General features: G+C 38.1%; 25 protein-coding genes. 13 read left to right on the forward strand and 12 right to left on the reverse strand.

The genetic code is table 11. From position 1 onward, the window contains the following. Nucleotides 1-165 precede the first annotated feature (165 nt). From CNR22_17975 to CNR22_17995, 5 genes are all read left to right on the forward strand, one after another. Nucleotides 166-1,188 carry a chromosome segregation protein SMC gene (locus CNR22_17975; GenBank protein ID PBQ33582.1) on the forward strand — a complete coding sequence of 341 codons (1,023 nt, stop codon included), beginning with the start codon at nucleotides 166-168 and terminating at the stop codon, nucleotides 1,186-1,188. After that, entirely contained in the window at nucleotides 1,182-1,754 is a 573-nt protein-coding gene (locus CNR22_17980; GenBank protein PBQ33583.1) for a hypothetical protein, read from the forward strand. Before CNR22_17975 ends, CNR22_17980 begins: the two co-directional genes overlap by 7 nt. Nucleotides 1,755-1,757: 3 nt before the next feature. Continuing rightward, nucleotides 1,758-3,446: a glutamate formimidoyltransferase gene (gene ftcD, locus CNR22_17985; GenBank protein PBQ33584.1), complete on the forward strand. Its 1,689-nt coding sequence runs from the start codon at nucleotides 1,758-1,760 to the stop codon at nucleotides 3,444-3,446. 5 nt (nucleotides 3,447-3,451) lie between these two features. Beyond that, nucleotides 3,452-4,129, forward strand: coding sequence for a hypothetical protein (locus tag CNR22_17990; GenBank protein PBQ33585.1), 678 nt, complete (start codon nucleotides 3,452-3,454; stop codon nucleotides 4,127-4,129). 308 nt (nucleotides 4,130-4,437) lie between these two features. Further along, entirely contained in the window at nucleotides 4,438-6,084 is a 1,647-nt protein-coding gene (locus tag CNR22_17995) for a hypothetical protein (GenBank protein ID PBQ33586.1), read from the forward strand. Nucleotides 6,085-6,089: 5 nt separating this feature from the next. On the opposite strand, the gene CNR22_18000 is transcribed toward CNR22_17995, so the two are convergent. Next, nucleotides 6,090-6,959: a YicC family protein gene (locus tag CNR22_18000; GenBank protein PBQ33587.1), complete on the reverse strand. Its 870-nt coding sequence runs from the start codon at nucleotides 6,957-6,959 to the stop codon at nucleotides 6,090-6,092. Further along, nucleotides 6,952-7,893, reverse strand: a complete 942-nt coding sequence (locus CNR22_18005; protein ID PBQ33588.1) for an EamA family transporter — start codon at nucleotides 7,891-7,893, stop codon at nucleotides 6,952-6,954. Before CNR22_18005 ends, CNR22_18000 begins: the two co-directional genes overlap by 8 nt. Nucleotides 7,894-7,909: 16 nt before the next feature. Between CNR22_18005 and CNR22_18010 the strand changes: the two genes are divergently transcribed. Continuing rightward, nucleotides 7,910-8,698 carry a cobalamin-binding protein gene (locus CNR22_18010; GenBank protein ID PBQ33589.1) on the forward strand — a complete coding sequence of 263 codons (789 nt, stop codon included), beginning with the start codon at nucleotides 7,910-7,912 and terminating at the stop codon, nucleotides 8,696-8,698. Between the two features lie 85 nt (nucleotides 8,699-8,783). Here the strand turns inward: CNR22_18010 and CNR22_18015 are convergent, their stop codons facing one another. The 6 genes from CNR22_18015 to CNR22_18040 form a co-directional block, all read right to left on the reverse strand. Continuing rightward, nucleotides 8,784-10,085 carry a dihydrofolate synthase gene (locus CNR22_18015; GenBank protein PBQ33590.1) on the reverse strand — a complete coding sequence of 434 codons (1,302 nt, stop codon included), beginning with the start codon at nucleotides 10,083-10,085 and terminating at the stop codon, nucleotides 8,784-8,786. Between the two features lies 1 nt (nucleotide 10,086). Next, the gene (locus tag CNR22_18020; GenBank protein PBQ33591.1) at nucleotides 10,087-10,794 is read right to left on the reverse strand and encodes a hypothetical protein; all 708 of its coding nucleotides are present in this window, start codon (nucleotides 10,792-10,794) and stop codon (nucleotides 10,087-10,089) included. A gap of 5 nt (nucleotides 10,795-10,799) precedes the next feature. Beyond that, the gene (locus CNR22_18025) at nucleotides 10,800-11,675 is read right to left on the reverse strand and encodes a hypothetical protein (protein ID PBQ33592.1); all 876 of its coding nucleotides are present in this window, start codon (nucleotides 11,673-11,675) and stop codon (nucleotides 10,800-10,802) included. Beyond that, on the reverse strand, nucleotides 11,675-12,079 hold the full coding sequence (locus CNR22_18030; protein ID PBQ33593.1) for a biopolymer transporter ExbD: 405 nt from the start codon (nucleotides 12,077-12,079) through the stop codon (nucleotides 11,675-11,677). The genes CNR22_18025 and CNR22_18030 overlap by 1 nt, the downstream gene beginning before the upstream one ends. Nucleotides 12,080-12,171: 92 nt before the next feature. Next, complete coding sequence (locus tag CNR22_18035) at nucleotides 12,172-12,903, reverse strand: biopolymer transporter ExbB (protein PBQ33594.1); 732 nt, start codon at nucleotides 12,901-12,903, stop codon at nucleotides 12,172-12,174. Between the two features lie 334 nt (nucleotides 12,904-13,237). Beyond that, nucleotides 13,238-13,675 (reverse strand): hypothetical protein, encoded by a 438-nt coding sequence (locus CNR22_18040; protein ID PBQ33595.1) that lies wholly within the window; start codon nucleotides 13,673-13,675, stop codon nucleotides 13,238-13,240. Nucleotides 13,676-13,841: 166 nt separating this feature from the next. Between CNR22_18040 and CNR22_18045 the strand changes: the two genes are divergently transcribed. The 5 genes from CNR22_18045 to CNR22_18065 all read left to right on the forward strand — a co-directional run bounded on the left by CNR22_18045 (nucleotide 13,842) and on the right by CNR22_18065 (nucleotide 21,327). Further along, a complete protein-coding gene (locus CNR22_18045; protein PBQ33596.1) occupies nucleotides 13,842-15,323 on the forward strand; it encodes a lytic transglycosylase in 1,482 nt (493 codons plus the stop codon). Between the two features lie 100 nt (nucleotides 15,324-15,423). Continuing rightward, a complete protein-coding gene (locus CNR22_18050) occupies nucleotides 15,424-17,892 on the forward strand; it encodes a hypothetical protein (protein PBQ33597.1) in 2,469 nt (822 codons plus the stop codon). 401 nt (nucleotides 17,893-18,293) lie between these two features. Further along, nucleotides 18,294-19,628: a saccharopine dehydrogenase gene (locus tag CNR22_18055; GenBank protein ID PBQ33598.1), complete on the forward strand. Its 1,335-nt coding sequence runs from the start codon at nucleotides 18,294-18,296 to the stop codon at nucleotides 19,626-19,628. Further along, the gene (locus tag CNR22_18060; GenBank protein ID PBQ33599.1) at nucleotides 19,625-20,554 is read left to right on the forward strand and encodes a hypothetical protein; all 930 of its coding nucleotides are present in this window, start codon (nucleotides 19,625-19,627) and stop codon (nucleotides 20,552-20,554) included. Before CNR22_18055 ends, CNR22_18060 begins: the two co-directional genes overlap by 4 nt. Nucleotides 20,555-20,667: 113 nt before the next feature. Continuing rightward, a complete protein-coding gene (locus CNR22_18065; protein PBQ33600.1) occupies nucleotides 20,668-21,327 on the forward strand; it encodes a hypothetical protein in 660 nt (219 codons plus the stop codon). Between the two features lie 24 nt (nucleotides 21,328-21,351). Here CNR22_18065 and CNR22_18070 read toward each other — a convergent pair whose 3' ends face one another. The 3 genes from CNR22_18070 to CNR22_18080 form a co-directional block, all read right to left on the reverse strand. Continuing rightward, complete coding sequence (locus CNR22_18070; protein ID PBQ33601.1) at nucleotides 21,352-22,092, reverse strand: hypothetical protein; 741 nt, start codon at nucleotides 22,090-22,092, stop codon at nucleotides 21,352-21,354. Nucleotides 22,093-22,254: 162 nt separating this feature from the next. Then, nucleotides 22,255-22,947 (reverse strand): hypothetical protein, encoded by a 693-nt coding sequence (locus CNR22_18075; protein ID PBQ33602.1) that lies wholly within the window; start codon nucleotides 22,945-22,947, stop codon nucleotides 22,255-22,257. Nucleotides 22,948-23,001: 54 nt separating this feature from the next. Next, nucleotides 23,002-23,382, reverse strand: a complete 381-nt coding sequence (locus tag CNR22_18080; GenBank protein PBQ33603.1) for a hypothetical protein — start codon at nucleotides 23,380-23,382, stop codon at nucleotides 23,002-23,004. A gap of 26 nt (nucleotides 23,383-23,408) precedes the next feature. Between CNR22_18080 and CNR22_18085 the strand changes: the two genes are divergently transcribed. Beyond that, nucleotides 23,409-24,335 carry a peptidylprolyl isomerase gene (locus CNR22_18085; protein PBQ33604.1) on the forward strand — a complete coding sequence of 309 codons (927 nt, stop codon included), beginning with the start codon at nucleotides 23,409-23,411 and terminating at the stop codon, nucleotides 24,333-24,335. 56 nt (nucleotides 24,336-24,391) lie between these two features. Further along, entirely contained in the window at nucleotides 24,392-24,883 is a 492-nt protein-coding gene (locus CNR22_18090; GenBank protein ID PBQ33605.1) for a hypothetical protein, read from the forward strand. Between the two features lie 166 nt (nucleotides 24,884-25,049). Here the strand turns inward: CNR22_18090 and CNR22_18095 are convergent, their stop codons facing one another. Next, nucleotides 25,050-25,397: a hypothetical protein gene (locus tag CNR22_18095; GenBank protein ID PBQ33606.1), complete on the reverse strand. Its 348-nt coding sequence runs from the start codon at nucleotides 25,395-25,397 to the stop codon at nucleotides 25,050-25,052. Nucleotides 25,398-25,474: the final 77 nt, after the last annotated feature.

Below are 25,474 nucleotides of genomic sequence, written 5' to 3' on the forward strand. Positions count from 1 at the left end.
GAAGAATTTGCGTTTATTCAGGAAGCTTTTCCTGGTTTTGCGTTTTTTGCAAATATTAGTAGCTTTAAAAATTGAATTTTAGCTAAGTAATTGCGCTCGTTTAATGGCCAAAAGCTGTGCTATTGTACAATTACTTCGAAAGCATTAAAATTTGTAATATTACTTATGGAAATCAAGGAGCTTAAAATACAGAACTATAAATCGATTAAGGATATTAGCATCAAAAATCCCAACCCATTTACGGTATTTGTAGGTCCTAATGCTGCGGGAAAGTCTAATATATTTGAGGCGTTGGAATTTTATACTACTATTTCACAAAACGTTGGAAATAACGTCACAAGATTATTTGGAGATATTAATCATTACAATCATGAAAAATCTGGCGGGCCTTGGGAAAATGTTTTTCAATCGAAGTTTGAGCGATTTGAAAGCGAGATAAGTCTGTCTGTTCAAGACAATGGAGTTATAAGTTCCGGATCTAAAAGTTTTTTTAGTACTCAATTAAATAAGCAAATATTTATTGAGAAAAAATTATATATCTATTGGGAAGATAGTAATTATATCCAATTTTTTAATGCCTTTTCAAGGATTTTTGTAGCCAATACGAAAATTGAAAAATTTGCTTTTGAAGATGATAAGAGGCTTTCATTATCATGTGGTAACTTAGAACAAGTTTTAAAAAGGATATTATTTAATAAAATTAAAAACGAAGAAATTGTTGAGTGGCTGGAACTTTTAATCCCTGGATTTAAAAACATTGAAATAAAAACAGAGGAGTTAAGCGGTTCCACAAATTTGTTGATCTACGAAAAAGGAATTCAAAAGCCTCTTACCAAAAAAATTATTTCCGATGGAACTTACAATATCATCGCTATTCTTACAGCGCTCTACAAATCAGACGAGCCACAGTTTTTGTGTATAGAAGAGCCTGAAAATGGTTTAAATCCAAAGGTGGTTCGTGAACTCGTTAATATTTTTCGCCAGCAGTGCAAGGAGAAAGGTCATTTTATCTGGTTAAATACGCACTCGCAAACAATAGTCTCTGAATTAACCAATGATGAAATAATTCTGGTAGATAAAATAGACGGCGAAACAAAAATCAAACAAATTCAGGGAATGGATTTGCATGGTTTGCGTATGGATGAAGCACTTCTAACAAATGCTATCGGAGGAGGAATTCCATGGTAAAGTTCGGTTTTATTGTAGAAGGCGAAACAGAAAAGGTTCTTCTGGAATCCCACGCTTTTCATCAATTAATTTCGGAATTAGGAGCGGAGTTTATTCCCGAAATTATAAACGCCGATGGAAATGGAAATTTGCTTCCTCGTAATATTGAAAAACACAGTCAAATTCTAAAAGATAAGGGTGCGACGCACATACTAATTCTAACAGATCTTGATAAAGATTTGTGCGTTACAGAAACTAAAAATCGAATTCAACCGGCACAGAATCATTACTGCGTGGTTAGTAAAAAAGTTATTGAATCTTGGTTTCTTTCGGATATAGATGCGTTAAGAACTTTCGTAAAGAGTAACATTGATGGGTATCTGGATCCTGAGACTATCGACAATCCCTTTGAGGAAATTAGAAGGGTCAGGTTTCAAAGAATTGGAATAGGATTTAATAATAAGAGAAAATTAGCGTACTCTATGTTGGAAAATGGTTTTCCTTTTAAAAGAGCCGCCGCTCATCCCAACTGCTCAAGTGCAAAATATTTTATAGATAAACTTACTTTATTAGCTAAACAAAACTAAAAGATGGAACAATTAATTGAATGTGTACCAAACTTCAGCGAAGGCGTTGACATGAATGTCATTAAGCAGATAACAGATGTTGTTGAAACAGTTGAAGGCGTAAAATTATTAAATGTTGATCCGGGTAAAGCCACGAATAGAACAGTGGTGACTTTTGTTGGAAATCCAAAGGCGGTAATTGAAGCTGCATTTCTAGCTATTAAAAAAGCGGGTGAACTCATCGATATGAGTCGCCACAAAGGCGAACATCCGCGGATGGGTGCTACTGACGTTTGTCCCCTAATTCCAATCAGTAACATCTCAATGGAAGAAACTGCTTCTTACGCCGTGCAGCTGGCAAAAAGAGTGGGAGAGGAATTACAAATTCCAGCCTATTTATATGAAGAAGCTCAAAAAGATAAAAGCCGGAGCAATCTTTCTGTTATCAGGAACGGGGAGTATGAAGGGTTTTTTAAAAAGATAAAATTGCCGGAATGGAAACCGGATTTTGGTCCTGCCGAGTATGATGCAAAACGCGGCGCTACCGTTATTGGTGCGCGCGATTTTTTAGTGGCCTACAACGTTAATCTAAATACAACGTCTACACGTCGTGCAAATTCCATTGCATTTGATGTGCGTGAAGCGGGACGTGTTATGCGCGAGGGAGATCCAATTACCGGGAAAATCATAAATGACGCAAATGGTAAACCGAAATTTATACCGGGCAGTTTAAAATCTGTAAAAGCGATTGGCTGGTACATTGAAGAATATGGGGTTGCCCAGATCTCGATGAATCTTACAAACATTACTGTTACTCCTGTTCATATTGCTTTTGATGAAGTTTGTAAAAAGGCAAACGAAAGAGGTATTCGTGTAACTGGTTCCGAATTGGTAGGTCTTGTACCTTTAAAAGCTATGCTGGATGCCGGTAAATATTTCCTTCAAAAACAAAAACGGTCTACCGGCGTAAGTGAAAAAGAATTGATTAAGATTGCTGTAAAATCCATGGGCCTGGATGAACTCGCTCCTTTTAAACCCGAAGAAAGAATTATCGAATATCTTTTAAAGGATGCTGCTGATTCCAGGTTAGTCAGTATGGATCTTGTAGCTTTTGCAGATGAAACAGCGAGTGAGAGCCCTGCGCCGGGCGGAGGTTCTATTTCAGCCTATGTAGGAAGTTTGGGTATTTCGTTAGCGACCATGGTGGCCAATTTAAGTTCACATAAAAAAGGTTGGGACGACCGTTGGGAAGAATTCTCTCAGTGGGCTGACAAAGGACAGGCACTAAAAGACCAGTTAATTAAAATGGTAGATGCCGATACAACAGCATTCAATAAAATTATGACGGCCTTTGGTTTACCAAAGTCTACAGACGAAGAAAAATTAGCACGAACAAGAGCTATACAACAAGCAACGCGCTTTGCCATTGAAGTTCCTTATAAGGTAATGGAGTTAAGTTATGAAAGTATGGAAGTGATACAGGCAATGGCAGAACATGGTAATCCTAATTCGGTTACGGATGCTGGAGTTGGTGCGCTTTGCGCCCGTACCGCTGTGATGGGCGCTTTTATGAATGTAAGAATTAACGCTTCAGGATACGACGATAAGAGTTTCGTGAATGACATTTTAAAAACCGGGAAAGCTCTTGAGGAGGCTGCTATGGCTAAGGAAGCAGAGATCCTTAAAATTGTGAATACGAAGATTGGTTTGTAAACCGCATGTATTTTTTTGGTTGTATTATAATAGTTGTGATAGTGGGATTTCCAATTTATTACCTCTGGTTAAGTCATGAAGCAAAGGTTACCAATACACTTCATAATATACCCGAAAAAAAAATTTCGGAAGTTATCGGTGGTGAAATCGTTCGTATTCGAGGAAAAATAAAATATTTTGACAAGCCTATGATCGCCCCACTTTCGGGAAGCGAATGTGTTTATTATCATGTTACACTGGAAGAAAAAAGCAATGATCGGCACAGCACAGAGGGTGGTATTAAGTTGTGGTCCACAATCCTGGACGAGGAATTTGCAGAAAGTGTAGTTATTCATAATGGTAAAGACTATGCATATATTGACACAACTATCGTAAATAGTTATCTTGTAATGGATAAGGAATGGAATTCGGGCTATAATAGAAATGCAACACAAAGGATGGAAAAATTCCTGGAAAGCTATAAGGAAAAGAGTACTGATTATTTTGATCGCAATAGAGAATTACGTTACAGGGAAGGTGTTCTTCAAAAAGACGAAATTATTTCTGTAGCTGGAAAAGCTACTTGGAAAAATAAAAACGATTTCAATTTTGATATTCCGGTAGAAAGAATACTAGTGATAAGTGCCCATGGTTCTGAGCCGGTATATTTAAGCAATGAACCTTTTGCGACGGGAACCGGGTGAGTACTAGAACTCAGATAAAAGATTAAACACATCTACATTTAAATAAATAATTTCTTTTCCGACTTTTCAGGTACAAGAATTTTTAATTTTTGAAGGAGCTAATAGAACTAATTTATAAGTGTCAAGAATGATTATTTTTTGACATTTAGAGTTTTTTGCTGTCAAATGCTAGTCAGCTTGATTTTGTGTTTTTGTTTATCGATTTTTTTGTCAGACACTATTTTCTTTACAAGTTCTTTAATAGTTGCAAGATCCTTTGATTTACTAAGAAGTTGTATATTTATCCATCCAAAAAATCCAAGTATTTTATGAAGCTCGTGCCACCTCCATTTCTTTTCAGGAATTTTTTTCTTGCATGCTTAGTTATTTTCAACGTTACTTACCAAGCTCAGGTATCGGGAACTGCCCTGCTTACCGGGCTAACAAATGCCGGTGGTATCAAAGTGAAATTTACCGCTAACTCCGGCGGCGCTGTCACCGATTCTTGTATGACCGATGTAGCGGGGCATTACTCATTAACGATCACTCCGGGTGTCTATAAAATTGCTTATTCTAAATTCGGATTTCATTACGTTTATAATAATGCAAGCGCCCAGGTTTTAACCAATACTTCTATTCTTCCCGCAATAACTATGGAAAAAGGCCACGCAACTTTTATTAGCGGTAATGTGAGCGGTGCATGGTCAGACACAAGCGTATATTACCTTACCGGGGATATGGTGGTAGCAAATAATACGACTCTCACCATTCCGCCCGGAACAAAAATAAAATCTCTTGGATTCTATAAAATCATTTCAGACGGCGTTTTAAAAGCAATAGGCAGTTTTACCAACAGAATTACCTTCACACTCCAGGACAGCGCTATTTATTGGGATAAACTAGATCTTAACAACGACGCCTGCGTTTTACATTATTGTACGGTTGAGTATCTGATGACAGGAATTGTGATTCATGAAAACTCGGAAGTATCTGATTGTATTGTTAGAAAGATTGTGGGTGACGGTATCTCCGTTTATTCGGGAAGAGCGAAAATTGTAAATAACGAGATATACGATTTTAAAAGATACGGCATTTGGTCAAGCACAACAGCTTCGCTTATATGTAATAACATACATCACGATAGGTATCAAAGTCCCAATGAATATTCTGCCGGCATAAAGTCTTATGACAGCACTTTCGTTCTTAATAATAATATGCATCACCTGTATACTGGAATAAGAGCCCAGCATAATAGCACTATCCGGAATAATTTTATACACGATAATTTTTATGGTATTTATTGTACCATTCTTGCTTTTCCTTACGAAGGAACTCAAATTGTAAATAACACTTTTAGTGATAATACAAATATGGCCATGTGGTATGATGGTGCTAACTCTACAAGCACCAAATTCATTAATAACATTGTTGTTAATTCTCTTTATGGAGTTAAAAATATTACCGGCACCTGTGAAAATAACCTGGTATATAATTGTGGAGTTTCTTTTAATACTGTTGCCGCAGTGGGTATTGGTCAGCTCGTTGCGAAGAATGCTAATGGCGATTCTATAGATTCTTATTTCAATGTTTTTCTTGATCCGAAATTTACAAGCAGTAAACCTTTTCTCCAGCAATCTAGTCCGGCTCTGAATGCAGGCAATTCAGCCTACAATGCCAACATTGGTGCCGATGCCTCTTTAATTTGTTATCAGAATATAATTACAGGTATTGCAGTATACGCAGAAAAGCAAGAGCAGATCAGTCTTTTTCCAAATCCTAACAATGGAATATTTACACTTCGCTTAAAAAATAAAGCGCTGATTTCCATTTACAATTTGCAGGGAAAAGAAATACTCGCTAACTTTTATGACATGGGGGAGCAAACGTTAGATGTAAGCTTCTATGAACCCGGACTTTATTTTGTCAGAATAAAAGAGGCAAATAAAACTTACTCACTCAAGTTTATAAAAGAATAGAAAAATCAAAGCACGTTATTGGCCTGCTCTTTTATTTTTTCGAGCTCATCTTTCATCAACACTACAAATTTCTGCATGTTGGCATCGTTGGCTTTAGAGCCAATGGTGTTGATCTCGCGGCCTATTTCCTGGCTGATAAAATTTAATTTTCTTCCAGGAGAGTTTTCTTTGCAGGTATCTATAAAATAATCGAGATGTGTTTTTAGACGTACTTTCTCTTCATTGATATCCAGCTTCTCGATGTAATAAATCAACTCCTGTTCAAAACGGTTCTCATCAATTTTTTCTTTTCCAATTACATCCGCCATGTTATTACGGATTCTATCTTTAATAGTAGTAATGCGGTGAAGATCCAGTTTTTTAATTTCTTCCAGATGAGCTCCGATTTTATTTAAGCGGTCTTCGAAATCTTGTTGTAAAGATCTTCCTTCAGTATCTCTGAATTCATTTAGTTGCTTGATGGCTTCATTTAAACAGTTCTTAATAAGTTTCCATTCATTCTCATCCATTTCCTTACGTTCACCCTTCATAATATCCGGGAACTTCAGAATGTGTTTGATAGAATCCTCCATGGGTTCGTTTAAGGTAGCCGCCAACTTTTTTAGTTGCGCATGATAAGCTTTTGCAAGCTCAAGATTTATTTCAACGGGTGTTTCGGCCTGGCCCGATTCAATAAAAATACTGAGGTCAATTTTACCGCGTTCCAACTGCTTCGAAAGCTCGTTGCGCAATTCAAGTTCGTAATTACGCAAACCTGAGGACAGACGAAGACTGATATCAGCGCTTTTACTGTTGAGTGAACGAATTTCTACTGTAATGGTTTTGTCTCCCAATTCAGCTGTGGCTTTCCCAAAGCCGGTCATCGATTTAATCATGTGGTATTTTTTTTGTTTTTTTATTCACCAGGAATAAGCCTAAAATTATCAAAATCCCCGACAATAACTTAATTGGCGTTAAATTATCTCCCCCCATTAGAATGGCAAATACAGAGGCTAAAAAAGGCTGCAGGTAGATATAAGCGCTAACCGTGTTTGGACTTAATTCCTGCAATCCATAAACATTTAAAAAGTAAGCCACGAAGGTAGTCATAACCACCACGAAAAAAAGTGCAAAGGTAGCATGACCTGTAAAGGCCGACCAATCGGTGTGAAGGGTTTCTACAAAACCTATTGGCAGAATATAGAGACTACCAAACAAAAACATCCACCGCATGGCAGTAGCTGTATTGTATTTTTGCATGATAGTTTTTACCATAACTATAAAAATCGCCCAGGAAGCGGAATTGATAAGAGTCATTAAATCTCCAACGATGGTATCACTGCCTACTTCAAAATTCCCCCGCAGACTTAGAATCATGATGGCTCCCACCACAGCGCACGTTAGTCCTGTTACTTTTAAAACAGTAATGCGTTCTTTTAAAATAAATAAAGTGAAAATGAAAACCATGATCGGATTCGAGATCATGATAATAGAAGAATTAATGGGCGTTGTTTTACTCAAACCATAAATAAAAAAAATCTGGTTGATGACCACGCCGAACAGGGCCAGCAAAGCCATACGTTTCAAATCCTGTTTTTCTACCTTTTGTGTTTTTACAAAAAGGGAAAAGATCCAGAATAAAAGACAAGCACCTGTTATACGCAAAAATACAAGCGCAATGGGGGAGATATACCCAGGCATTAAACCTTTGGCAATAGAATAATTTAAAGCATAAATTATCTGAGCTATAAAAAGGGCAATATGTCCTTGGAGGGCTTTTGACAAAACGGTGCAAATATAGCGTTTTACAAGGTTATTGCGGATAAACAATTATTTTTGCAGTACAATGCAATATAAAGATCAGATCGGAAACAGAGTTGACTTAGCAGCTAAACCGCTGCGGGTTATTTCACTTGTTCCTTCGCAGTCTGAATTTTTATGGGATTTGGGTTTGCGTGAAGAATTAATCGGCATCACCAAATTTTGCATACACCCTGATGAGATGTTCAGAAGCATCAGCAGGATAGGGGGGACAAAAAAGCTCGACTTAGATAAGATTCGAAGTTTAAAACCAGATCTGATCATTGGGAATAAAGAGGAGAATCAAAAAGAACAAATTGAAATTCTGCAAAAGGAATTCCCTGTATGGATGAGTGATATTTATACGTTTGAAGATTCTTTTCAAATGATGGAAAACCTGGGACAGATCCTGGAAAAACAAAAAGAAACGCAACTAATCCTTGAGAAGCTAAAAGCATCGCTATTAAAAATCAAAGCACTTTTTAAAGATCAGGAGGTCGCTTATTTTATTTGGAACAAGCCTTATATGTGTGCCGCGAAGGATACTTTCATAGATCACGTACTAAGTTATCTGGGACTTGAAAACGCGTTGGGAGAATTTACACGCTATCCCGAACTAACGGAAGAAGATCTTAGAAGAATAAATCCGGAGGTTTGTTTTTTATCCAGCGAACCCTTTCCTTTTAAGGAAGAACACATAAAAGAGCTACAGAGGTGTTTACCAGAGGCGAAAATTTTAATTGTAGATGGTGAGGTTTTTAGCTGGTATGGCACTAGGTTGTTGCATCTTGAAAAATACGTGCAAGGGTTACCACTAAGACACTCAGAACACTGAGAAGCACAAAGTCAATAGATGAAACTCAATAGTATGTATGATGTATGCTGTGATAAACTAAGTGAACCTAAGTGCTCTTAGTGGCTTAGTGGTTCAAAGCAGCAAGCGCATCTCCTACCACAAATGTACTTCCACCAATAAAGATCAGGTCTGTTTTATTCGCCGCTTTCTTCGCTGCTTTAAGCCCTGCCTCAACTGTTTGGTAGGCAGACCCTTTTAACTTGAGTTTATGTGCCTGACTTGCTAATTCGTTTTCATCCAGCGCCCTTGGAATATCTGCCTTTACAAAATAATAAGTTGCTTCTTTAGGTAACATGCTTAAAATTTTAGAAACATCTTTATCGTTCACGGCGCCAAACACAAAATGCAAATGGGTAAATGAAAGGTCTTTTAAATTTTCGAGAATTTGTTTAATACCGTCTTCATTATGCCCGGTATCGGCTATTATTAAAGGCTTCTCGCCGAGTTTCTGCCAGCGGCCACGAAGTCCTGTTATTTCACAAACATTTTTCAGGGCTACTTTTATATTTTCTTCTTGCAACAAAAATCCTGCTTTCTCTACAAATTCAAGTACATTCAAAACACCCAATAAATTTTTGAGTTGATAGATACCCGTAAGATCAAGTTCGTAGGTCTTTTTAGAATCGTCTTTTTTATTCAGAACTTCTACTTGCATCAAACCCTTAGAAATTGCGTGTTTGAGAATCTTATAATTTTTGTCGGCGTATTCTATAGGCGCTTTCTGTTCTTTGGCTATAGCATTAAAAACCGGAGCCGTTTCGCTTTGGTACTGGCTAATAACAACCGGTACGCGATTTTTAATGATACCGGCTTTTTCTTTGGAGATTTTTTCTAATGTGTCGCCCAATAAATTCATGTGATCAAAACTAATGTTTGTGATCAAAGATGCTTTTGGCGTGATGATATTGGTCGAATCTAATCTCCCCCCTAATCCAACTTCAATAATGGCTACATCAACTTCTTCATTTGCAAAATAATCCAGAGCGAGTCCAACACTCCATTCAAAAAAACTTGGTTCTATCTGTTCAAAGGGTTCTTTGTATTTCTGTACAAAATCAATCACGTAATTTTTCGGAATCATTTTCCCGTTAATTTTAATACGTTCTCTAAAGTCAGTAAGATGTGGAGAAGTATACAATCCGGTTTTATAACCACAGCTTTGCATAACCGCCGCCAGCATGTGACTGCTTGAACCTTTGCCATTTGTTCCGGCAACATGAATGCATTTTAATTTTAAGTGTGGTTTGCCAAGAATTTCGGCTATTTTAATGGTATTGACCAGGTCTGCTTTGTAAGCCGCTGCTCCAACCCTTTGGTACATGGGTAAACGCGCGAATAAATACTCCAGCGTTTGTTGATACGTCATTTTAATCGAATAAATAAATTATCGTAATAGTACCTCTTTGTTCTTCAAATGTTTGATCAGCACTAAATTTAGTGGCGAACGCGATTTTAGCGGCATCACCTTTAAGTGCAGGATTGTTTGTTGTAGTTCCTCTTCCGTTTGGATTCGCATCAATTACTTTTCCGGTTTTATCTACAGTAATATCTACTACCACTGTACCTTCATCCTGCGTGGTAGTTGTTAATGCAGGTCTTCCTACAATACTGCGTTTTCCAAGACTAAAAAGCATAGAGGGACTCACCATTTGAGGACCTGCAGGCAAAGTACTATTAAGGTCGTTAGCTTTTGAAGTGGCAGGTTCTGAAATATCTGAAGTTTCATTCGGGACAGTTACAAAGTGTGCATTTTTATACCTGTCAATAGCACTTTGAACCCCGTTTTCAAAGGGGATTTCAGCATCTGTCGTTTTGCTAACAGAAGATAATTTGGGGTTTGATGATAAGGTGTTATCTCCCAGGTGTTTTGTATCACTTAGAACTTCAGAGCTTCCGGCTTCCATACTTAAAAGAATTTGCGGAGACGCTACAAAAGCAGATGATGCGAGAGCTACAGGATTAGCCGTTATAACATTGGTAAAAATAAAAAAGAGCAACATTACTACAAAGGAAAGAAGCGTTACTCCTAAAGAGACTTTTTTATTTCTGTATGTTTCTTTTTTGCTTAGCTCCATGATCTTTAATCGAATGCAAACACTATGGTTATAGTACCGCGTTGTTCTTCAAATTTTCCATCCACATTAAATTTTGTAGCAAGGGCAGCTTGTTTAGCTTTGGCCTTTAACAAAGCGCTACTTGTGGTAGTGCCGCGACCGTTAGGACTCGCTTCAATCACATTTCCTTCTGAATCTACGGTAATATCCACAACTACTTTTCCTTCTTCCTGAGTATCGCTTGGTAATTTTGGTGGTTTAATAACAGCACGACCTTTTAAGTCGACCCCAATTCTTCCACCCGGACCGCCGCCACTCCCAGGACCAGGTCCACCCGGCCCAGTACCTACGCCATTTCCGCCACCATTCCCTGTTCCCGAACCACCTGTTCCATTTTTAAAAGGATCTCCATCTGGGGAACCATTTTGTCCGGCTACATCGCTGTTGCCAATGCCGCCGCCATTTTGTCCTGTATTCTTTTTAAATTTCTGCGCTAATTTTTCAGCAGCTGTCAATTCTCGTGGTTTCTCCTTTACCGGTTGAGGCTCAGGTTGGGGTTTCGCCGGTTTGATTATGACTTTGTCTTCTTTAATTTCGGGTTTTGATTCTTGTATGTCAACCACTTCACCGTTTTCAGCCGTTACAATATTTTCTTCGGGAGTTTTTTCCGTTTCCACGCGCGTAGCTTTTCCCATATCGGAATAGTCTACGTCACCCGTTCCTACATTCATCATTCCCAGTGCCATTTCTTGTCCGCCCCCACCGCCAATTTCAGGAAAGGGAGGATTAGGAGTAACAAGGTTATAAAGAATCAGGAATAAAATAAGCAACGCCATGATAGCGGAAGTCATTATTCCCGAAAGCAGTTTTCTTTTATTTTCTTCCGAACGTGTTAACTCCATTACTTATTGGTAGGCGCTGTTGCTAAAACGGTTTTACATTTTAATTTGTAGCAAATCGTCATGATATCGATCTCATCCTGAATCGCTAATTCTTTATCCAAATGCATAATAACAGTAGGTTCAATAATAGCATTCGAAAGTTTTGCAATTTCTGATTCGAGTGTTTCAGGAGTTACTTCCGTCGTATTCACAAAATACTTTTTATCTTTTGTTATAGCTACGTGAATCGGCTTAACAGCATTACTAATCTGATCTTTCACAACCGAATTGGGCAATGCGACCTTAATAGCATTTGGACTCACCATTGTTGAGAGTATTAGGAAAAAGAGCATGAGGAAGAACATGATATCACTTAATGAATCGGTGCTTACTTCTGCTTCTCTGTGTTTTTTGCGTAAAGCCATTTCTTTTAAATTAATAATTGAAAATTGAAAATTAAAAATGAGCTTGCTTGATCTCTCTTTCTAATTCTTCATTCTTAATTTTACATTTTTAATTACTTCGTCGGTTCATTCAACATATCCAAAAACTTAATCTGCGTATCTTCCATGTTGTGTGCTATTTTATCAATACGGGCATTTAACCAGTAATAAAATATGAAAGCGATAACACCAACAACCAGACCACCTGCAGAAGAAACCATTTTCTGATACAGACCATCAGATATCTGTACGATCTCAACAGTTCCGCTTTCACTGATTTTTCTGAAAATGGTAATTACCCCGATAATCGTACCCACAAATCCAAACATAGGAGCAATACGCCCGATAATACTTAAGATATTCATGTTTTTTTCAAGTTTCGCCAATTCGTTGGTTCCACTTTTGTCCATGGCTGTGCGAATTTCGAGAACAGGCTGACCAATACGTTTTACACCTTGTTCGATCATAGCACTTTCAGGTGAGTTTGTGTTTTTACACATAGCCACAGCCCCTGAAATATTGCCGTTGTGGATCATTTCCTTTAAGCTTTGTACCAGGTGTTCGTTGCGTTTGCTTGCTCTGCTTAAGATTAACAGACGTTCAATTAAAATATAAATCGAAATAATTAATAACAAACCAATCGGATACATAATAGGTCCACCTTTCATGATCAATTCAAAAAGAGAGATCTTTGTTTCAGTTATTTCTGGAGTGGCAGCGGTTTGTATTCCTGTTACCGCGTTTGTATCTGCTGCTAAGGCAACATTGGCAGCTTGCGCGCCGGCTTGTAAGATGAAATTCAGCATCGTTAGATTTGATTTAAGTACGAAAATAGACTTTAATAAAGCAGGTATATGTTACGCCATAGAAGGATTTTAAACACAGGAGTGTTTATTAGCATAATGAGAAAATGAGAAAAAGATACCTAGCGACTACGCTCGAAGTGACATAGTGCCTGTTGACCTAAGCCAAAGAGATAGTTTATTTGAAATTAAAAGATAAAAATTGGAGCCCGCAGGGGTCAATTCAAGATTAAAAGGATGTCTGTCAGTTCTAACTTTAAGGATGTCGGTTCGAGCAGGATCAATAACCTTTGGATATTGATGCCAGAAAGCGCTGAAGGTTTGCAGGAGTCGAGAACTAAAGCCTGTGTTTCATGTTCTCTGCCACCATCTTCTGCATTTCAGATTTCAGGAGGGCGACCTGCGAAGAGCGAATGCCGAAAAGGTTCAAGGCTTCCATTTCATCGTCATTGTAAGTGATGTAAATTTTGCCGGTTTTAGATTCGCTGACGCGTTTTAAATCAACAAAATATCTGAATTTATGATGTAAAAGCGATTGTTTGATCTCCAGTTTATCTTCATAAACCAAAGCAAAGGGATGTAATAACCACCAAAGCGTCTGAAAGGACAGAATTGCACCCGGAACTAGAACCAGGAACCCGAAAGGATTCATTTTCTGCAACATGTTATAGCCGGTATAAATTATAACGGCACAAATAAGAGCGGAGATTAGTAAAAATAAAGGGTTGCGTTCGATGTGTTGCAGAGGAAGTTCTTCTTTTTCGATGTTTTTCACAGTGCAAAGTTAAGAATTATAGGTTTGAGACCTATTTTATTCGTTTTTTAATTTATAAACTTGTTAAAATTGGCTTACAACGTTAAAAAAGGAAATTTAATTTTTTATATTGTAACGTTTTAAAGCTAATGACGTTTAATAAATCTAACCTTGTTTCACACAAAAAATGACGATGAGATTCTTAAAAAAACACCTCATTTTACCAGCCTTGTTACTAAGTGTGGCGGTAAAATCACAGTCCCTTTCCGTTGAAACGCCCTTTGCGGATATGTTAGATAGTTTGTCGACTCAGAAAATGTTCGAGACGGCTTTTTCTAAACCCGTTTTTCCAAAAAATAATAAATTCAAGTTTTCGCACGACAGTATTCCGCGCTACGATGATTATACTTACCAGGCCCGTTTAGCAAAACTGGATGCGGTTTCTCCTTTCGATCTTGTGTATAACGAACATGTAAAGGGGTTTATTAATCTTTATACGGTGCGTAAACGCGAAAGTGTTAGCCGTATGATGGGTGTAGCCCAATTATATTACCCTATGTTTGAAGAAGTACTGGATAAATACAATATTCCTTTAGAATTAAAGCATTTAGCCGTTATTGAAAGTGCTCTTATTCCGTATGCCCGCTCTCATGCCGGAGCAACTGGTTTATGGCAGTTTATGTATCCTACAGGTAAAATGTACGGACTCAATGTTACGTCTTATATCGACGAACGTTGCGACCCTTATAAAGCAACAGTTGCTGCAGCAGAATATTTAAAATCTCTATACAACATGTTTCACGATTGGCAAATGGTTCTAGCTGCATATAATGCCGGTCCGGGAACTATCAGCAAAGCTATTCGCAGAAGTGGCGGTAAAAAAACATATTGGGAAATCAGACCTTTTTTACCAACGGAAACTCAGGGTTATGTGCCGGCCTTTATTGCAGCGAATTATGTGATGACTCACGGCGCGGAGCACAATATCTATCCTGCTGTTCCCCGTAAAACTTATTTCGAGGTAGATACGGTGGTTATGAAGGAGCAAATGAGCTTCGAACAAATTTCTCAGGCTTTGGACGTTACTACAGAAGAGATTCTTTATTTCAATCCTCAGTACCGAAAAAATATTATTCCTTCGGGAGGAAATTCGCTTTGCCTTCCAAAAAATAAAATCGGCATTTTCTTAAACAATGAAACAGCAATTTATTCTGCTATTAAAGCACAGGGTAAAGAAGCCGAAGTGGTTGTGGCAGAAGTAAAACGTACGCACACTGTAAAGTCGGGCGAAAAGTTAAGTACCATTGCCCGAAAATACGGCGTTACGGTTGCTGAACTAAAAACATGGAATTACGTTGGTAAAAAAGGCATTCGTCCGGGTAAAAAACTGGTGGTGTACGTGCGTGAACAAAAAGCTTCACCAAAACGTCCTGACGCTGCTGAACCTGCATTAATAGCAGCGGCGCCTGCCGATAAGGAAAATAAGCAGTTAGCTGAAAATGCGGTTAAAAAAGAATTCATTTCGCATAAAGTAAGAAAAGGGGAAAGCCTTTTTGGGATAGCTAAGAAATATGGTGTCGACTACAAAGACATTAAAGAGATCAATAATTTAAAAAGCAATAATCTGCAATTCGGACAAGTTCTGAAAATTAAGGTGAAAGGCGAATAATAGTTTCCGAAGTAATGAATTAGAAAATTTGTTTTGCTTAATGCAAAACAAATTTTTTTATTTGGGAATAATGGTACAAATTTAAGTTCCGCAGATTACCTTGGAAAATTTTAAACTTATGCAATCAAAATTTTACTTTCTTTTTTTTCTTGCACTTGCCTCGTCTCTTTCTGCTCAGATTACCCAAACTGTTAAGGGGAAGGTTTCAGACAGGGTAACGGGCATTGGAATGCCTGGTGTAATAGTCCAGTTAAGATCTTCAACAACTACACTAGTTGCAACTTCCGATAACAATGGTTTTTACAAATTATTAAATGTGCCGGTTGGACGCCAATCTTTTTTATTTACCTACACTGGCTACAAAGCGGCTCCCGTTAACGATGTAATAATTACCTCCGGTAAAGAAGCGGTGTTAAATATCGATCTTGAAGAAAGCACCGTGAGCATGGAGGAAGTAGAAGTAAAGGCTTCCTCTGATACAGATGTTGTAAATACTATGCAGATTTCGAATATGAAATCCTTTAGCATTGAAGAAACAGAACGCTATGCAGGTTCACGACAAGATCCGGCAAGAATGGCTCAAAATTTTGCAGGTATCCAGGGCACAAACGACTCGCGAAATGATATCGTAATCCGTGGAAATAGTCCTGCAGGTTTGCTATGGAGATTAGATGATATCGATATTCCAAATCCGAATCACTTTGCTGTAGCGGGCTCTGCCGGGGGACCACAGAGTATCATTAATAATAAATATTTATCCAACAGTGAATTTTATACCGGTGCTTTTCCGGCGAATTATGGAAATGCTTTAGGTGGTGTTTTTGATTTAAAAATGCGCAATGGAAATAATGAAAAGCACGAACGCACCTTTCAATTAGGAGTTTTAGGCACAGAGCTGGCTCTGGAGGGACCACTGAGTAAAAAATCAGGTGCAAGTTATTTGATTACTTACCGTTATTCTACCTTAGCTTTGTTTGGAAGTGTGAACTTTAAATTGGGAACAAGCGCCATTCCTAATTACCAGGACATGGGTATCCGGTTGAACTTCCCAACCAGGAAAGCCGGCGTGTTTAGTTTTACAAGTATTGGCGGTTTAAGTAATATTGCCATTAAGTTAAGCGATGTGCACGAACGTCCGAAAGAGCTTTATGGCGATCAGAACCGCGATCAGTATTTTGCCACTAACATGGGTGTAGGAATTTTAAGTAATGTTTATACATTGAACAGTCGCACCGTTATGAAAACAAGTCTGGCATTTTCTTTATCCGACATCAGTTCTAAACATTACCTGGTGATTCGTAACAAAGATTTTGTGCCAAACGATACACTTCCCAAAATTCTGGATTATGCTTTTACCGAAAAGAAAACAACTTTAGCCTGGTATATTAAAACCAAGATCAATGCAAAAAATAGTGTAAAAGCAGGTTTTTTCGTGAACCGCTTTGATGTTAATTACAATGATGATGCACGCATCAGCTCTTTGTATGATACCATCGCGCAGAGTGTGGAGAACAAACCGTTCAAGAACCGTGAAAATATTCAGACGAATTTTTATTTGATTCAACCTTACATTACCTATGTGCATAAATTCAACGAGAAGCTGAGTTTAAATACAGGCTTGATTTCCCAAATTCTTACACTTAATAATAAAATGACTATTGAGCCCAGGGCGAGTCTGCGTTATCAGTTAAAACCCAAACAAGTTATCAGTTTAGCGTATGGATTACACAGTCAAATGCAATCCACTTATTTGTACTTTGCTATTCCTGATACCCTGGTAAGAAATGGTGTATTAAGTCCTAATACGCAAAGAGCTTCAGATCTGACGAATCTCGATTTCAGTAAAAGTCAGCACGCCGTTTTAGGTTACGATTTTTTTATCAGTAAATATTTTAAGATGAAAACGGAAGTCTATTACCAGTATTTATGGAATGTTCCGGTGTATGCGGTTCCTTCGAGTGTGTCAACGCTCAACAGGGGAGCCACTTTCAACAGATTTTATCCTATCTATTCTATGGTGAATACAGGAACGGGTGAAAATTACGGACTGGAATTAACGCTTGAGAAACTATTTCACAAACATTATTTTTTTATGGTGAATGGAAGTTTGTTTGAAAGTAAATACACAGCAAGCAATGGCAAAAAAGCCAATACCGATTTTAATGGCAATTACATGATGAATTTTGTAGGTGGTGTGGAATATGGGGTCGGCAAGGATAAAAAAAACAGTCTTAGCTTCGGAACAAAAATTACTTACGGTGGAGGAAAACGGTATTCGCCGGTTAACATAACAGCGAGCAATGCTGTAATGGACGTAGTAGCGCAGGACGACAAAGTAAATACCTTGCAATTTAATCCATACAACCGTGTTGATCTTCGTGTATCGTATAAAATTAATGGCAAAAAGGCCAACGTAGAACTCGCACTTGATCTTTTGAATATTTTCAGTGCAAAGAATATTTTAGCATTGAGCTACTCGCCAGATCCGGCCGACAGAACAGCTGATCCATTAGTGAAAAATTACCAGTTAGGATTTCTGCCGTTGTTCTACGTTAAGGTCGACTTTTAATGCACATTAACCACTAAGGCCCTCAGAACACTTAGTTGCACTTAGGTTCTTGTTAGTTGTCTGGTGGTTCGAATATGTTAACCACTAAGACACTCAGAACACTTAGTTGCACTTAGGTTTTTGTTAGTTGTCTGGTGGTTCGAATATGTTAACCACTAAGGCCCTCAGAACACTTAGTTGCACTTAAGTTTTTATTAGTTGTCTGGTGGTTCGAATATGTTAACCACTAAGGCACTCAGAACACTTAGTTGCACTTAGGTTTTTGTTAGTTGTCTGGTGGTTCGAATATGTTAACCACTAAGGCACTCAGAACACTTAGTTGCACTTAGGTTTTTGTTAGTTGTCTGGTGGTTCGAATATGTAGTCTTAGTGGTTAACTAATAAAATGTTAATTTTGTTCTATGACAAAGATCCTCATTATAGGTGCCGGGCGCTCGGCCACCTATTTAATAAAGTACCTTATTGAAAACTCTACTGCCAACGATTGGAAAATTACGGTTGCTGATGTAGATATTGAGCTGGCGCGTCAGAAAACATCCTGGCACAGTAATGCAAATGGAATCAGCTTTGATATACGAGATGAAGAAAAAAGAAAAGAAGTCATTAAAGAACACGATTTAATTATTTCGATGCTGCCTGCTTTTATGCATGGCGATGTGGCGAGAGACTGTGTAGAATTTGGCAAACACATGGCTACAGCAAGTTATGTGAGTGCAGAAATGAAAGCACTGAATGATGAAGCCATCAAAAAGAATGTCCTGCTTCTAAACGAATGTGGACTTGATCCGGGACTCGATCATGCAAGCGCAATGAAAGTAATACATGAGATTAGAGAGCAGGGTGGGACAATTACCTCTTTTAAATCTTTTTGCGGAGGTCTTGTGGCTCCCGAGAGCAATGATAATCCCTGGGGCTATAAGTTTAGCTGGAATCCAAGAAATGTTATTCTCGCGGGTCAGGGAACAGCGCAGTACCTGGAGGAAGGCAAAATAAAATTCATTCCTTATAACAGACTTTATACGCAAATAGACAGCGTTATTGTTGATGGCTATGAAAAATTTGACGCTTACGCCAACCGTGATAGCATAGGGTATATGGACAGCTATGGGCTGCAAAATGTAAAAACGATGTTACGTGGAACGCTTCGTGAGGACGGGTATTGCAAAGCCTGGAATGTTTTTATTAAACTGGGTTTAACGGATGATAGCTCGAAGATTACACATGCCTCGTCTTTAACCTATACGGCTTTACTCGATGCCTTTTTACCTGCTGGAAAGGGCAGTGTAAAAGAACGTCTCATCAAATTTATGGGTAAAGACTGGAATGAGGGGTTGGACGAAAAACTAGAATTTCTGGAATTATTTTCTGATAAAAAAATCACTTTGGCTGAAGGCACACCCGCGCAGCTATTACAGGCTTTATTGGAAGAAAAATGGAAACTCCAGGAAACGGACAAAGACATGATCGTAATGCAACACCAGTTCGAATACCAAATGAAAGGACAAACTGAAGTAAAAAAGTTAGAATCCTCCCTGGTGGTTATCGGAAAAGACCAGCAGTATACAGCCATGGCGCTCACTGTTGGCTTGCCTCTTGCAATTACGGTTAAGAATTTCCTTACCGGTAAAATTAAATTGAGTGGCGTACAAATTCCTATTCATCCCGAAATTTATGAGCCTATGTTGTCTGAGTTGGAAGAACATGGGGTTATCTTTATAGAAAAGCAATTAGCATGAAGGTGACTAAGGGCAATTCATTTGTTACGAAACTGAACCGACCTTATTATCTTGAAATGCGCGTCTCTAAACGCTGGTCAAGTTGCTTTTTCTTTTCTTCGTTTGTTTTTTTATTCCTGCTCATCTTTCAACCTTTTGGTTTAAGCAGTCTGCTTCAAGGAATTAATGAAGCTGCACTGGCTTTCGGACTTACTACCTTTATATTGATGGCTTTTCTGAACGTACTTGTTGTGCCTTTATTTCCAACCTATTTCAGCGAGGAAACATGGACGGTTCAAAAAGAACTTTACTGGAATGTTTTGAATGTTTTAATTATCGGGCTTGGAAACGCTTTGTGTGCAGCTTCTCTTAAAATGATCGTTCTTAGTCCCTACAGTCTTTTGATTTTTGAATTGTATACCATTACCATTGCCATTTTCCCCATAGCCTTCATGGTCTTTGTAAAGGAATCGCGCTTACACGCAAAATACTCCAGGCAATCGGCAGAGCTTAATGGTATTATTGAAGAGCACAAAGGAATAATTTATAAGCCAGAAGAAAGTCCTGCGGGCGCTAAAACTGAAATTCCTGAACCAGGGCAACCTACTTTCACAATTTCTTCTGAAAATCAAAAAGAAAACCTGGAACTTCGTTTACAGGATTTAATTTTCATACAATCTTCTGATAATTATGTGGAAGTTCATTATACTGATAAAAATCAAAGTCGTAAAAAATTACTGCGTACTTCGTTAAAAGCTGTTGCTTCAGATCTCGAAAAGCATAAGGAGCTTTTTCGTTGCCATAAAAGTTATCTTGTAAATGTCGCAAGGGTAAAACATGTTTCGGGAAATGCCCAGGGCTATAAATTACATCTGTCGGGAACGGATCTTTTACTACCAGTTTCAAGACAGTATAACGCAGAATTGAAAGAACGTCTTAACCTTTAGTCCCGGCCCTTACCATTCGTCCCGAATCGCCGTGCCGATGCTCCCAGCCCTTCCTGTTTGTCCCAAATAGCTTGTAATCTGCTTTTTAGCTGGCGAACTTTGGAAAAAAAATCATGGAAATCATTTACAAAGCAACTTTAGGTTTGCACATAGGCTCGGGATTTTTAGCCCTCCTTTGTGGACTTATTTCGATAGTCAGCAAAAAGGGAGGCAAAATGCACCGGACTTCGGGGAAAGTATTTTTCTACGCCATGCTCGGCGTTTGTTTTACCTCTGTTTATATTTCCCTGGTTAAAGACAATTCTTTCTTATTAGTGGTGGGCATTTTTTCGTTTTACCTGAATTATTTTGGCTTTATGGCCCTTAAGAATAAAACGTTAAGACCTAAACTGCTAGACTGGCTTGTTATCGCCATTACGGCGATAAATAGTTTCTTTATGGTGTATTCTATGAATGTGGTACTGATGGTATTTGGAGGAATTGGTTTTTACGCCATCGTTCTGAATCTGAGAACATCCATACATGTACTACAAAACAAAGAACTCCCGGATCTTTTTTGGTTAAGGCGGCACATAGGAATGATGACAGGAGCCTTTATCGCAACCGCTACAGCATTTTTAGTGGTGAATAGTGATTCTTTAAAAGTATTTGCTTTACCGGGATGGCTCTTATGGTTGCTTCCTACCTTTCTGCTTGTGCCTTTGATTTTTTATTACAACAAGAAATATACCGGTAAAAAACAAACCCCAAACTCTTTTAGAGTTCGGGGCTAATAGTTTAAGAGGAGATGGCAAAAACTAACGGCCTTGACCCATCATTGATTTTTGTTTGGCCTGCATATCTTTGTAGCTTAACATAGTATAGCCATCTGTGTTCAAGATAAAAACAGAGTCGTCAATGTTTGCTGTAGAAATTTCGGTTGTCGTCATTAGAATTTTAATAGGCATACCGTTGGCATTCTGGTTCATTTCCATAGCCAGGGGATATCCTTTTAGTTCGCTAAGATCCATCATTCCTTTGCCTGCAGCTCTGTTGGCTTCGGGGTGACTGTACTTCACTTTGTCCGTTACCCATAAAATAACAATGTTATCTTTTTTGTCAGCATCAGTTGTAGTCATAAGTACTTTCGTACATTCATAACCAGCAATCATTTTTTTCTCTGAAGTATATTCAATTTTTGGTTTTTCAGTCTTATTGTTTTTATCGGGAGCTTCTAATTCTTCTTTGGTTGCTGTGAAACCTGTTTTTTGTCCCATGGCTTCTGAAAGTGAAATCATCTTTTTACCATCATATACACTGGTACTTGACTCCATCATACCATTACGCTCCGTTTTTAGTTTCTCGCCTTTAATTGTAGTGATAATGTCCATTTCGCCCATAGCTGCGTATTCAGCAGGAAGGCCTTCGATTTTTACGCCCATTTTAATAACGTAATTATCCTGTGCAGAGGAAATCGTTGCAAGCATTAGAAGAGCAGCAACGCTCAAGGATTTCAGAGATATTCTTTTCAAAGCAGGTTTAGTCATTTCTAAATTCATGATCTGGATTTTTAGTTTAATTCAAATATACACAAAGCGGTGTAAGGAAAAAGACCGCTTGTAAAATTTTAATAAAAAATACGGAGTTATTCTCAACTACTGCAAACCTTCCGGGCTTTCTGGCCTCAAGATCCACAGGATATTGATCCTGCTCGAAGTAACTTATTGCAGGTCACGAATAAACTTTTCCATTTCTTCCTTCGGAACAATTTTCATGGAAGCTGGAATCTGGAAGTCTTTATCAGGAATTTCTTTGCTGGTATAAGATTTGGCTTTAAAGTGTAATTCCATGCCTACTTTCTTAATGCGGTAATCCAACAGTACACCTTTTAATTGTGCGTAAGGAGTAAGTTCATTGACGTTTTCCATACCGAGATCTTTCGTGTACCAAACGTCGAATTTATCATTAGGATCTTTCACCTTGCTTACATGCGCCTTGTATGCCTTTAAACCAATAATATCTTTGGTTTCACTGGTTTCTTCAATGTTCAGCGCATAGTCAGCGTTCTCAACTTGCAGATCTTTTTCATTTTCTATGCAAGCCTGTTTAATGTCAAGAAACTTTACTGTTTGAGCCATTGTTTTTGCTTTAGCATCCACAATTACAGAGGTATTAAACATACCCATGGTACTCATTTCAATAATAAATTTGTCTTTTTTAAATTTACATGTAGCTGAACTGGGCGCAAAACCATATAGAGGATGGTTGGGATCAACGCCTTTGGTGTCAAACTCAATGAGGCCTTCACCTTTCTTACTGGCAGTTCCTTCGCCACTACATGCAGCAAACAGTAAAGTGAGCAGAATGCATCCTGCAGCAAAAATAGATTTTCTTATAATAGGAGTATTATTCAAGTGTGGGTGCTAAGTAAGTAATAAATTTCGAATTAATTTATAATTAGCATTTTTTTATTGTAGGGTTATGGTTCTGCTTGCAGTTTTTCCTTCTTCAAGCTTTATGATACTTGTACCGCTAAAAGTTTTAGCCCCTACTAATACAGAAGCATTTACATTGAAAATTGCCGGAAGTTTAAAGGTAAATTTGACTTCACCCCCAGCATCGGTAACACCTTCTGCTTTAACATCAGCGGGTTGACTGGCTATGCCTTTTGGATCACTAGGGTCTTTTACCTGAGCATACAAATATACAGACGCGTTAGCCAGCGCTGCTCCTGACTGATCTACACATTTGATGGTGGCTTTACAGTCTGTCTCTTTCTGGCAGGAAGTGCCCGTAAAAACAAAAAGAGAAAGTAAAAGCCCGGAAAGTAAGAGCAGGAGTGATTTCATATAAATAATACTATTTTTTAATATGTTTGAGAAAAACCGATCAAAATCTGTTAAATTCTAATCTTTTTCCACCTTCAGTAATAATTACGGATATTAGCCTAACAAATATAAAAAAATTGTTTTACATGCAAAATTTTATTTCTCTAATCCTCATTTTATCGGGCTTTTTGGCCAGTTTATCGGCACAAACACTTAGTAAAGAAACTATTGTTATTGAAACCACTTATGGTAAGATGAAACTTAAACTTTATGAGGAAACGCCCATTCATAAGGCAAACTTTTTAAAACTGGTAAGGGAGCACTATTTTGATTCTTTACTCTTTCACCGGGTTATAAATAATTTCATGATTCAGGGTGGCGACCATCTGAGTAAACATGCTAAAGCTGGTGATAGTTTGGGGCACGGGGAATTAGGGTACAAACTTCCAGCCGAATTTAACGTGAAACTCATTCATAAAAAAGGCCGGTTGGCTGCAGCGCGTGATGGCGATGATGTTAACCCGAAGCAGGAATCAAGTCCCTCGCAATTTTACATTGTACAGGGAAAAGTTAGGACCATGGAAGATCTTCGCAAATATGAAGACCGTATTAACAAAACGCATTATGCAAAAATGGCGCGTGAATTTATGCAGAGCGAGAACGGTAAAAAAATGAAGCAAAATTACAACAGGCTGAAAAACGAAAATAAGTTGGATAGCGCGGCCCTGGTAAATGCCGCTATTGAGGCAGCAATTCAAACCGAACACTTAAAAACTCCCGAGTATAAATTCAATAAAGAACAAATAGAAACGTATACAGGTATCGGGGGTACTCCGCATCTGGACGGTACTTATACGGTTTTTGGAGAAGTGATTGACGGTTTGCGGGTATTAGATAAAATAGCGGCGGTAAAGACCGATAAGAGAGACCGGCCTCTGGAAGACATTCGTATGAAGGTTTATTTACTGGAGTAAATTTTTTTTTCTTAAGTAACGTTAATTACCGGTGCAGTACTTAAACTTTTTCATTTTTGTCTCATCCAAAAGAAAAAACAGATATGAAAAAAATAGTTTTAGCAATTTGTCTCGTTTCTTCTATGATGTTGAAACTGGAGGCTCAAAGTTCAAATCCTGTGCGTACAACAGAATCTTCCCGGCAGGAAAAAATAAAAGTATCGCCGGAACAAAAAGCTAAAAAAGATGCTGAGCGGGCTGAGAAAAAACTTGGTCTTAATTCTGATCAGAAATCCAAATGGGAAATTGCAGCCTTGGAAAGAGTAAGGGCTAATGAACCTTTAAGAACAAAGATGGAAGGGTGTACTACCCCTGCTGACAGAAACGCTATTCACGAGCAGATGAAAATTAACAAAACAAAGTTTACTACCACGGTTAGCGCCATGTTGACTCCAGAGCAAAAAACAAAATATGAGCAAATGAAAAAAGACAAGCATAAACACGCTGGCAAAATGAGAGGCAGACATGAGGACACGCCTGCAGGGCCCCAACAACATAATGCGAATTAATTTAAAAGGAATCCGAAAGGATTCCTTTTTTGTTGTTGATAGTTGGACACTTTCACCGATTACATCACTTACTGGTTATCACTGGTTGAAATAACGCATAGGTTATAAGCTTATACAATAGGATTTGTGTTCAGCTAGTTATCGGGAGTGCAATTCGTCTTTAAATTTAACCGATCGCTTCTTTAGCGGCCTGTACATTGGCTTTGCTGTTGCCGATAAAGATTTTCCCTTTGGTAAGAATCACAGGTCTTTTCAAAAAAGTATATTCAGATAAAATCAGTTTTTTGTATTCAGCTTCTGTTGTTGGTTTGGGATCAAGTGTTTTGTACTTCAAAGCTACACGACTGAACAAAGATTCAAACGAACCACTCAAAGCTTTCATCTCTTCCATCTGATCTTTGGAAATAGGTTCTGATTTAATATCCTGCATTGCGAATTTTTTCTCTTTCAATTTGAGTTCTTCTATAATGCGGGCGCAGGTGCTGCAGCTGGAGAGGTAATAGATCTTGTTCATTTTTTGCTAATTTTGAATGGCGAAATTAAATAATTCTAAAGGCTTAACAAACCAAAGAAGTATTTGTTTATAAAACA

The organism is Sphingobacteriaceae bacterium (assembly GCA_002319075.1).
Taxonomy (GTDB): Bacteria; Bacteroidota; Bacteroidia; order B-17B0; family Aurantibacillaceae; genus Aurantibacillus.

Coding starts and splice junctions, on each gene's coding strand:
- CNR22_17975 (PBQ33582.1), top strand. CDS start 166: ATGGAAATCAAGGAGCTTAAAATACAGAACTATAAATCGATTAAGGAT.
- CNR22_17980 (PBQ33583.1), top strand. CDS start 1,182: ATGGTAAAGTTCGGTTTTATTGTAGAAGGCGAAACAGAAAAGGTTCTT.
- ftcD (PBQ33584.1), top strand. CDS start 1,758: ATGGAACAATTAATTGAATGTGTACCAAACTTCAGCGAAGGCGTTGAC.
- CNR22_17990 (PBQ33585.1), top strand. CDS start 3,452: ATGTATTTTTTTGGTTGTATTATAATAGTTGTGATAGTGGGATTTCCA.
- CNR22_17995 (PBQ33586.1), top strand. CDS start 4,438: ATGAAGCTCGTGCCACCTCCATTTCTTTTCAGGAATTTTTTTCTTGCA.
- CNR22_18000 (PBQ33587.1), bottom strand. CDS start 6,959: ATGATTAAATCGATGACCGGCTTTGGGAAAGCCACAGCTGAATTGGGA.
- CNR22_18010 (PBQ33589.1), top strand. CDS start 7,910: ATGCAATATAAAGATCAGATCGGAAACAGAGTTGACTTAGCAGCTAAA.
- CNR22_18015 (PBQ33590.1), bottom strand. CDS start 10,085: ATGACGTATCAACAAACGCTGGAGTATTTATTCGCGCGTTTACCCATG.
- CNR22_18020 (PBQ33591.1), bottom strand. CDS start 10,794: ATGGAGCTAAGCAAAAAAGAAACATACAGAAATAAAAAAGTCTCTTTA.
- CNR22_18025 (PBQ33592.1), bottom strand. CDS start 11,675: ATGGAGTTAACACGTTCGGAAGAAAATAAAAGAAAACTGCTTTCGGGA.
- CNR22_18030 (PBQ33593.1), bottom strand. CDS start 12,079: ATGGCTTTACGCAAAAAACACAGAGAAGCAGAAGTAAGCACCGATTCA.
- CNR22_18035 (PBQ33594.1), bottom strand. CDS start 12,903: ATGCTGAATTTCATCTTACAAGCCGGCGCGCAAGCTGCCAATGTTGCC.
- CNR22_18045 (PBQ33596.1), top strand. CDS start 13,842: ATGACGATGAGATTCTTAAAAAAACACCTCATTTTACCAGCCTTGTTA.
- CNR22_18055 (PBQ33598.1), top strand. CDS start 18,294: ATGACAAAGATCCTCATTATAGGTGCCGGGCGCTCGGCCACCTATTTA.
- CNR22_18060 (PBQ33599.1), top strand. CDS start 19,625: ATGAAGGTGACTAAGGGCAATTCATTTGTTACGAAACTGAACCGACCT.
- CNR22_18065 (PBQ33600.1), top strand. CDS start 20,668: ATGGAAATCATTTACAAAGCAACTTTAGGTTTGCACATAGGCTCGGGA.
- CNR22_18070 (PBQ33601.1), bottom strand. CDS start 22,092: ATGAATTTAGAAATGACTAAACCTGCTTTGAAAAGAATATCTCTGAAA.
- CNR22_18080 (PBQ33603.1), bottom strand. CDS start 23,382: ATGAAATCACTCCTGCTCTTACTTTCCGGGCTTTTACTTTCTCTTTTT.
- CNR22_18095 (PBQ33606.1), bottom strand. CDS start 25,397: ATGAACAAGATCTATTACCTCTCCAGCTGCAGCACCTGCGCCCGCATT.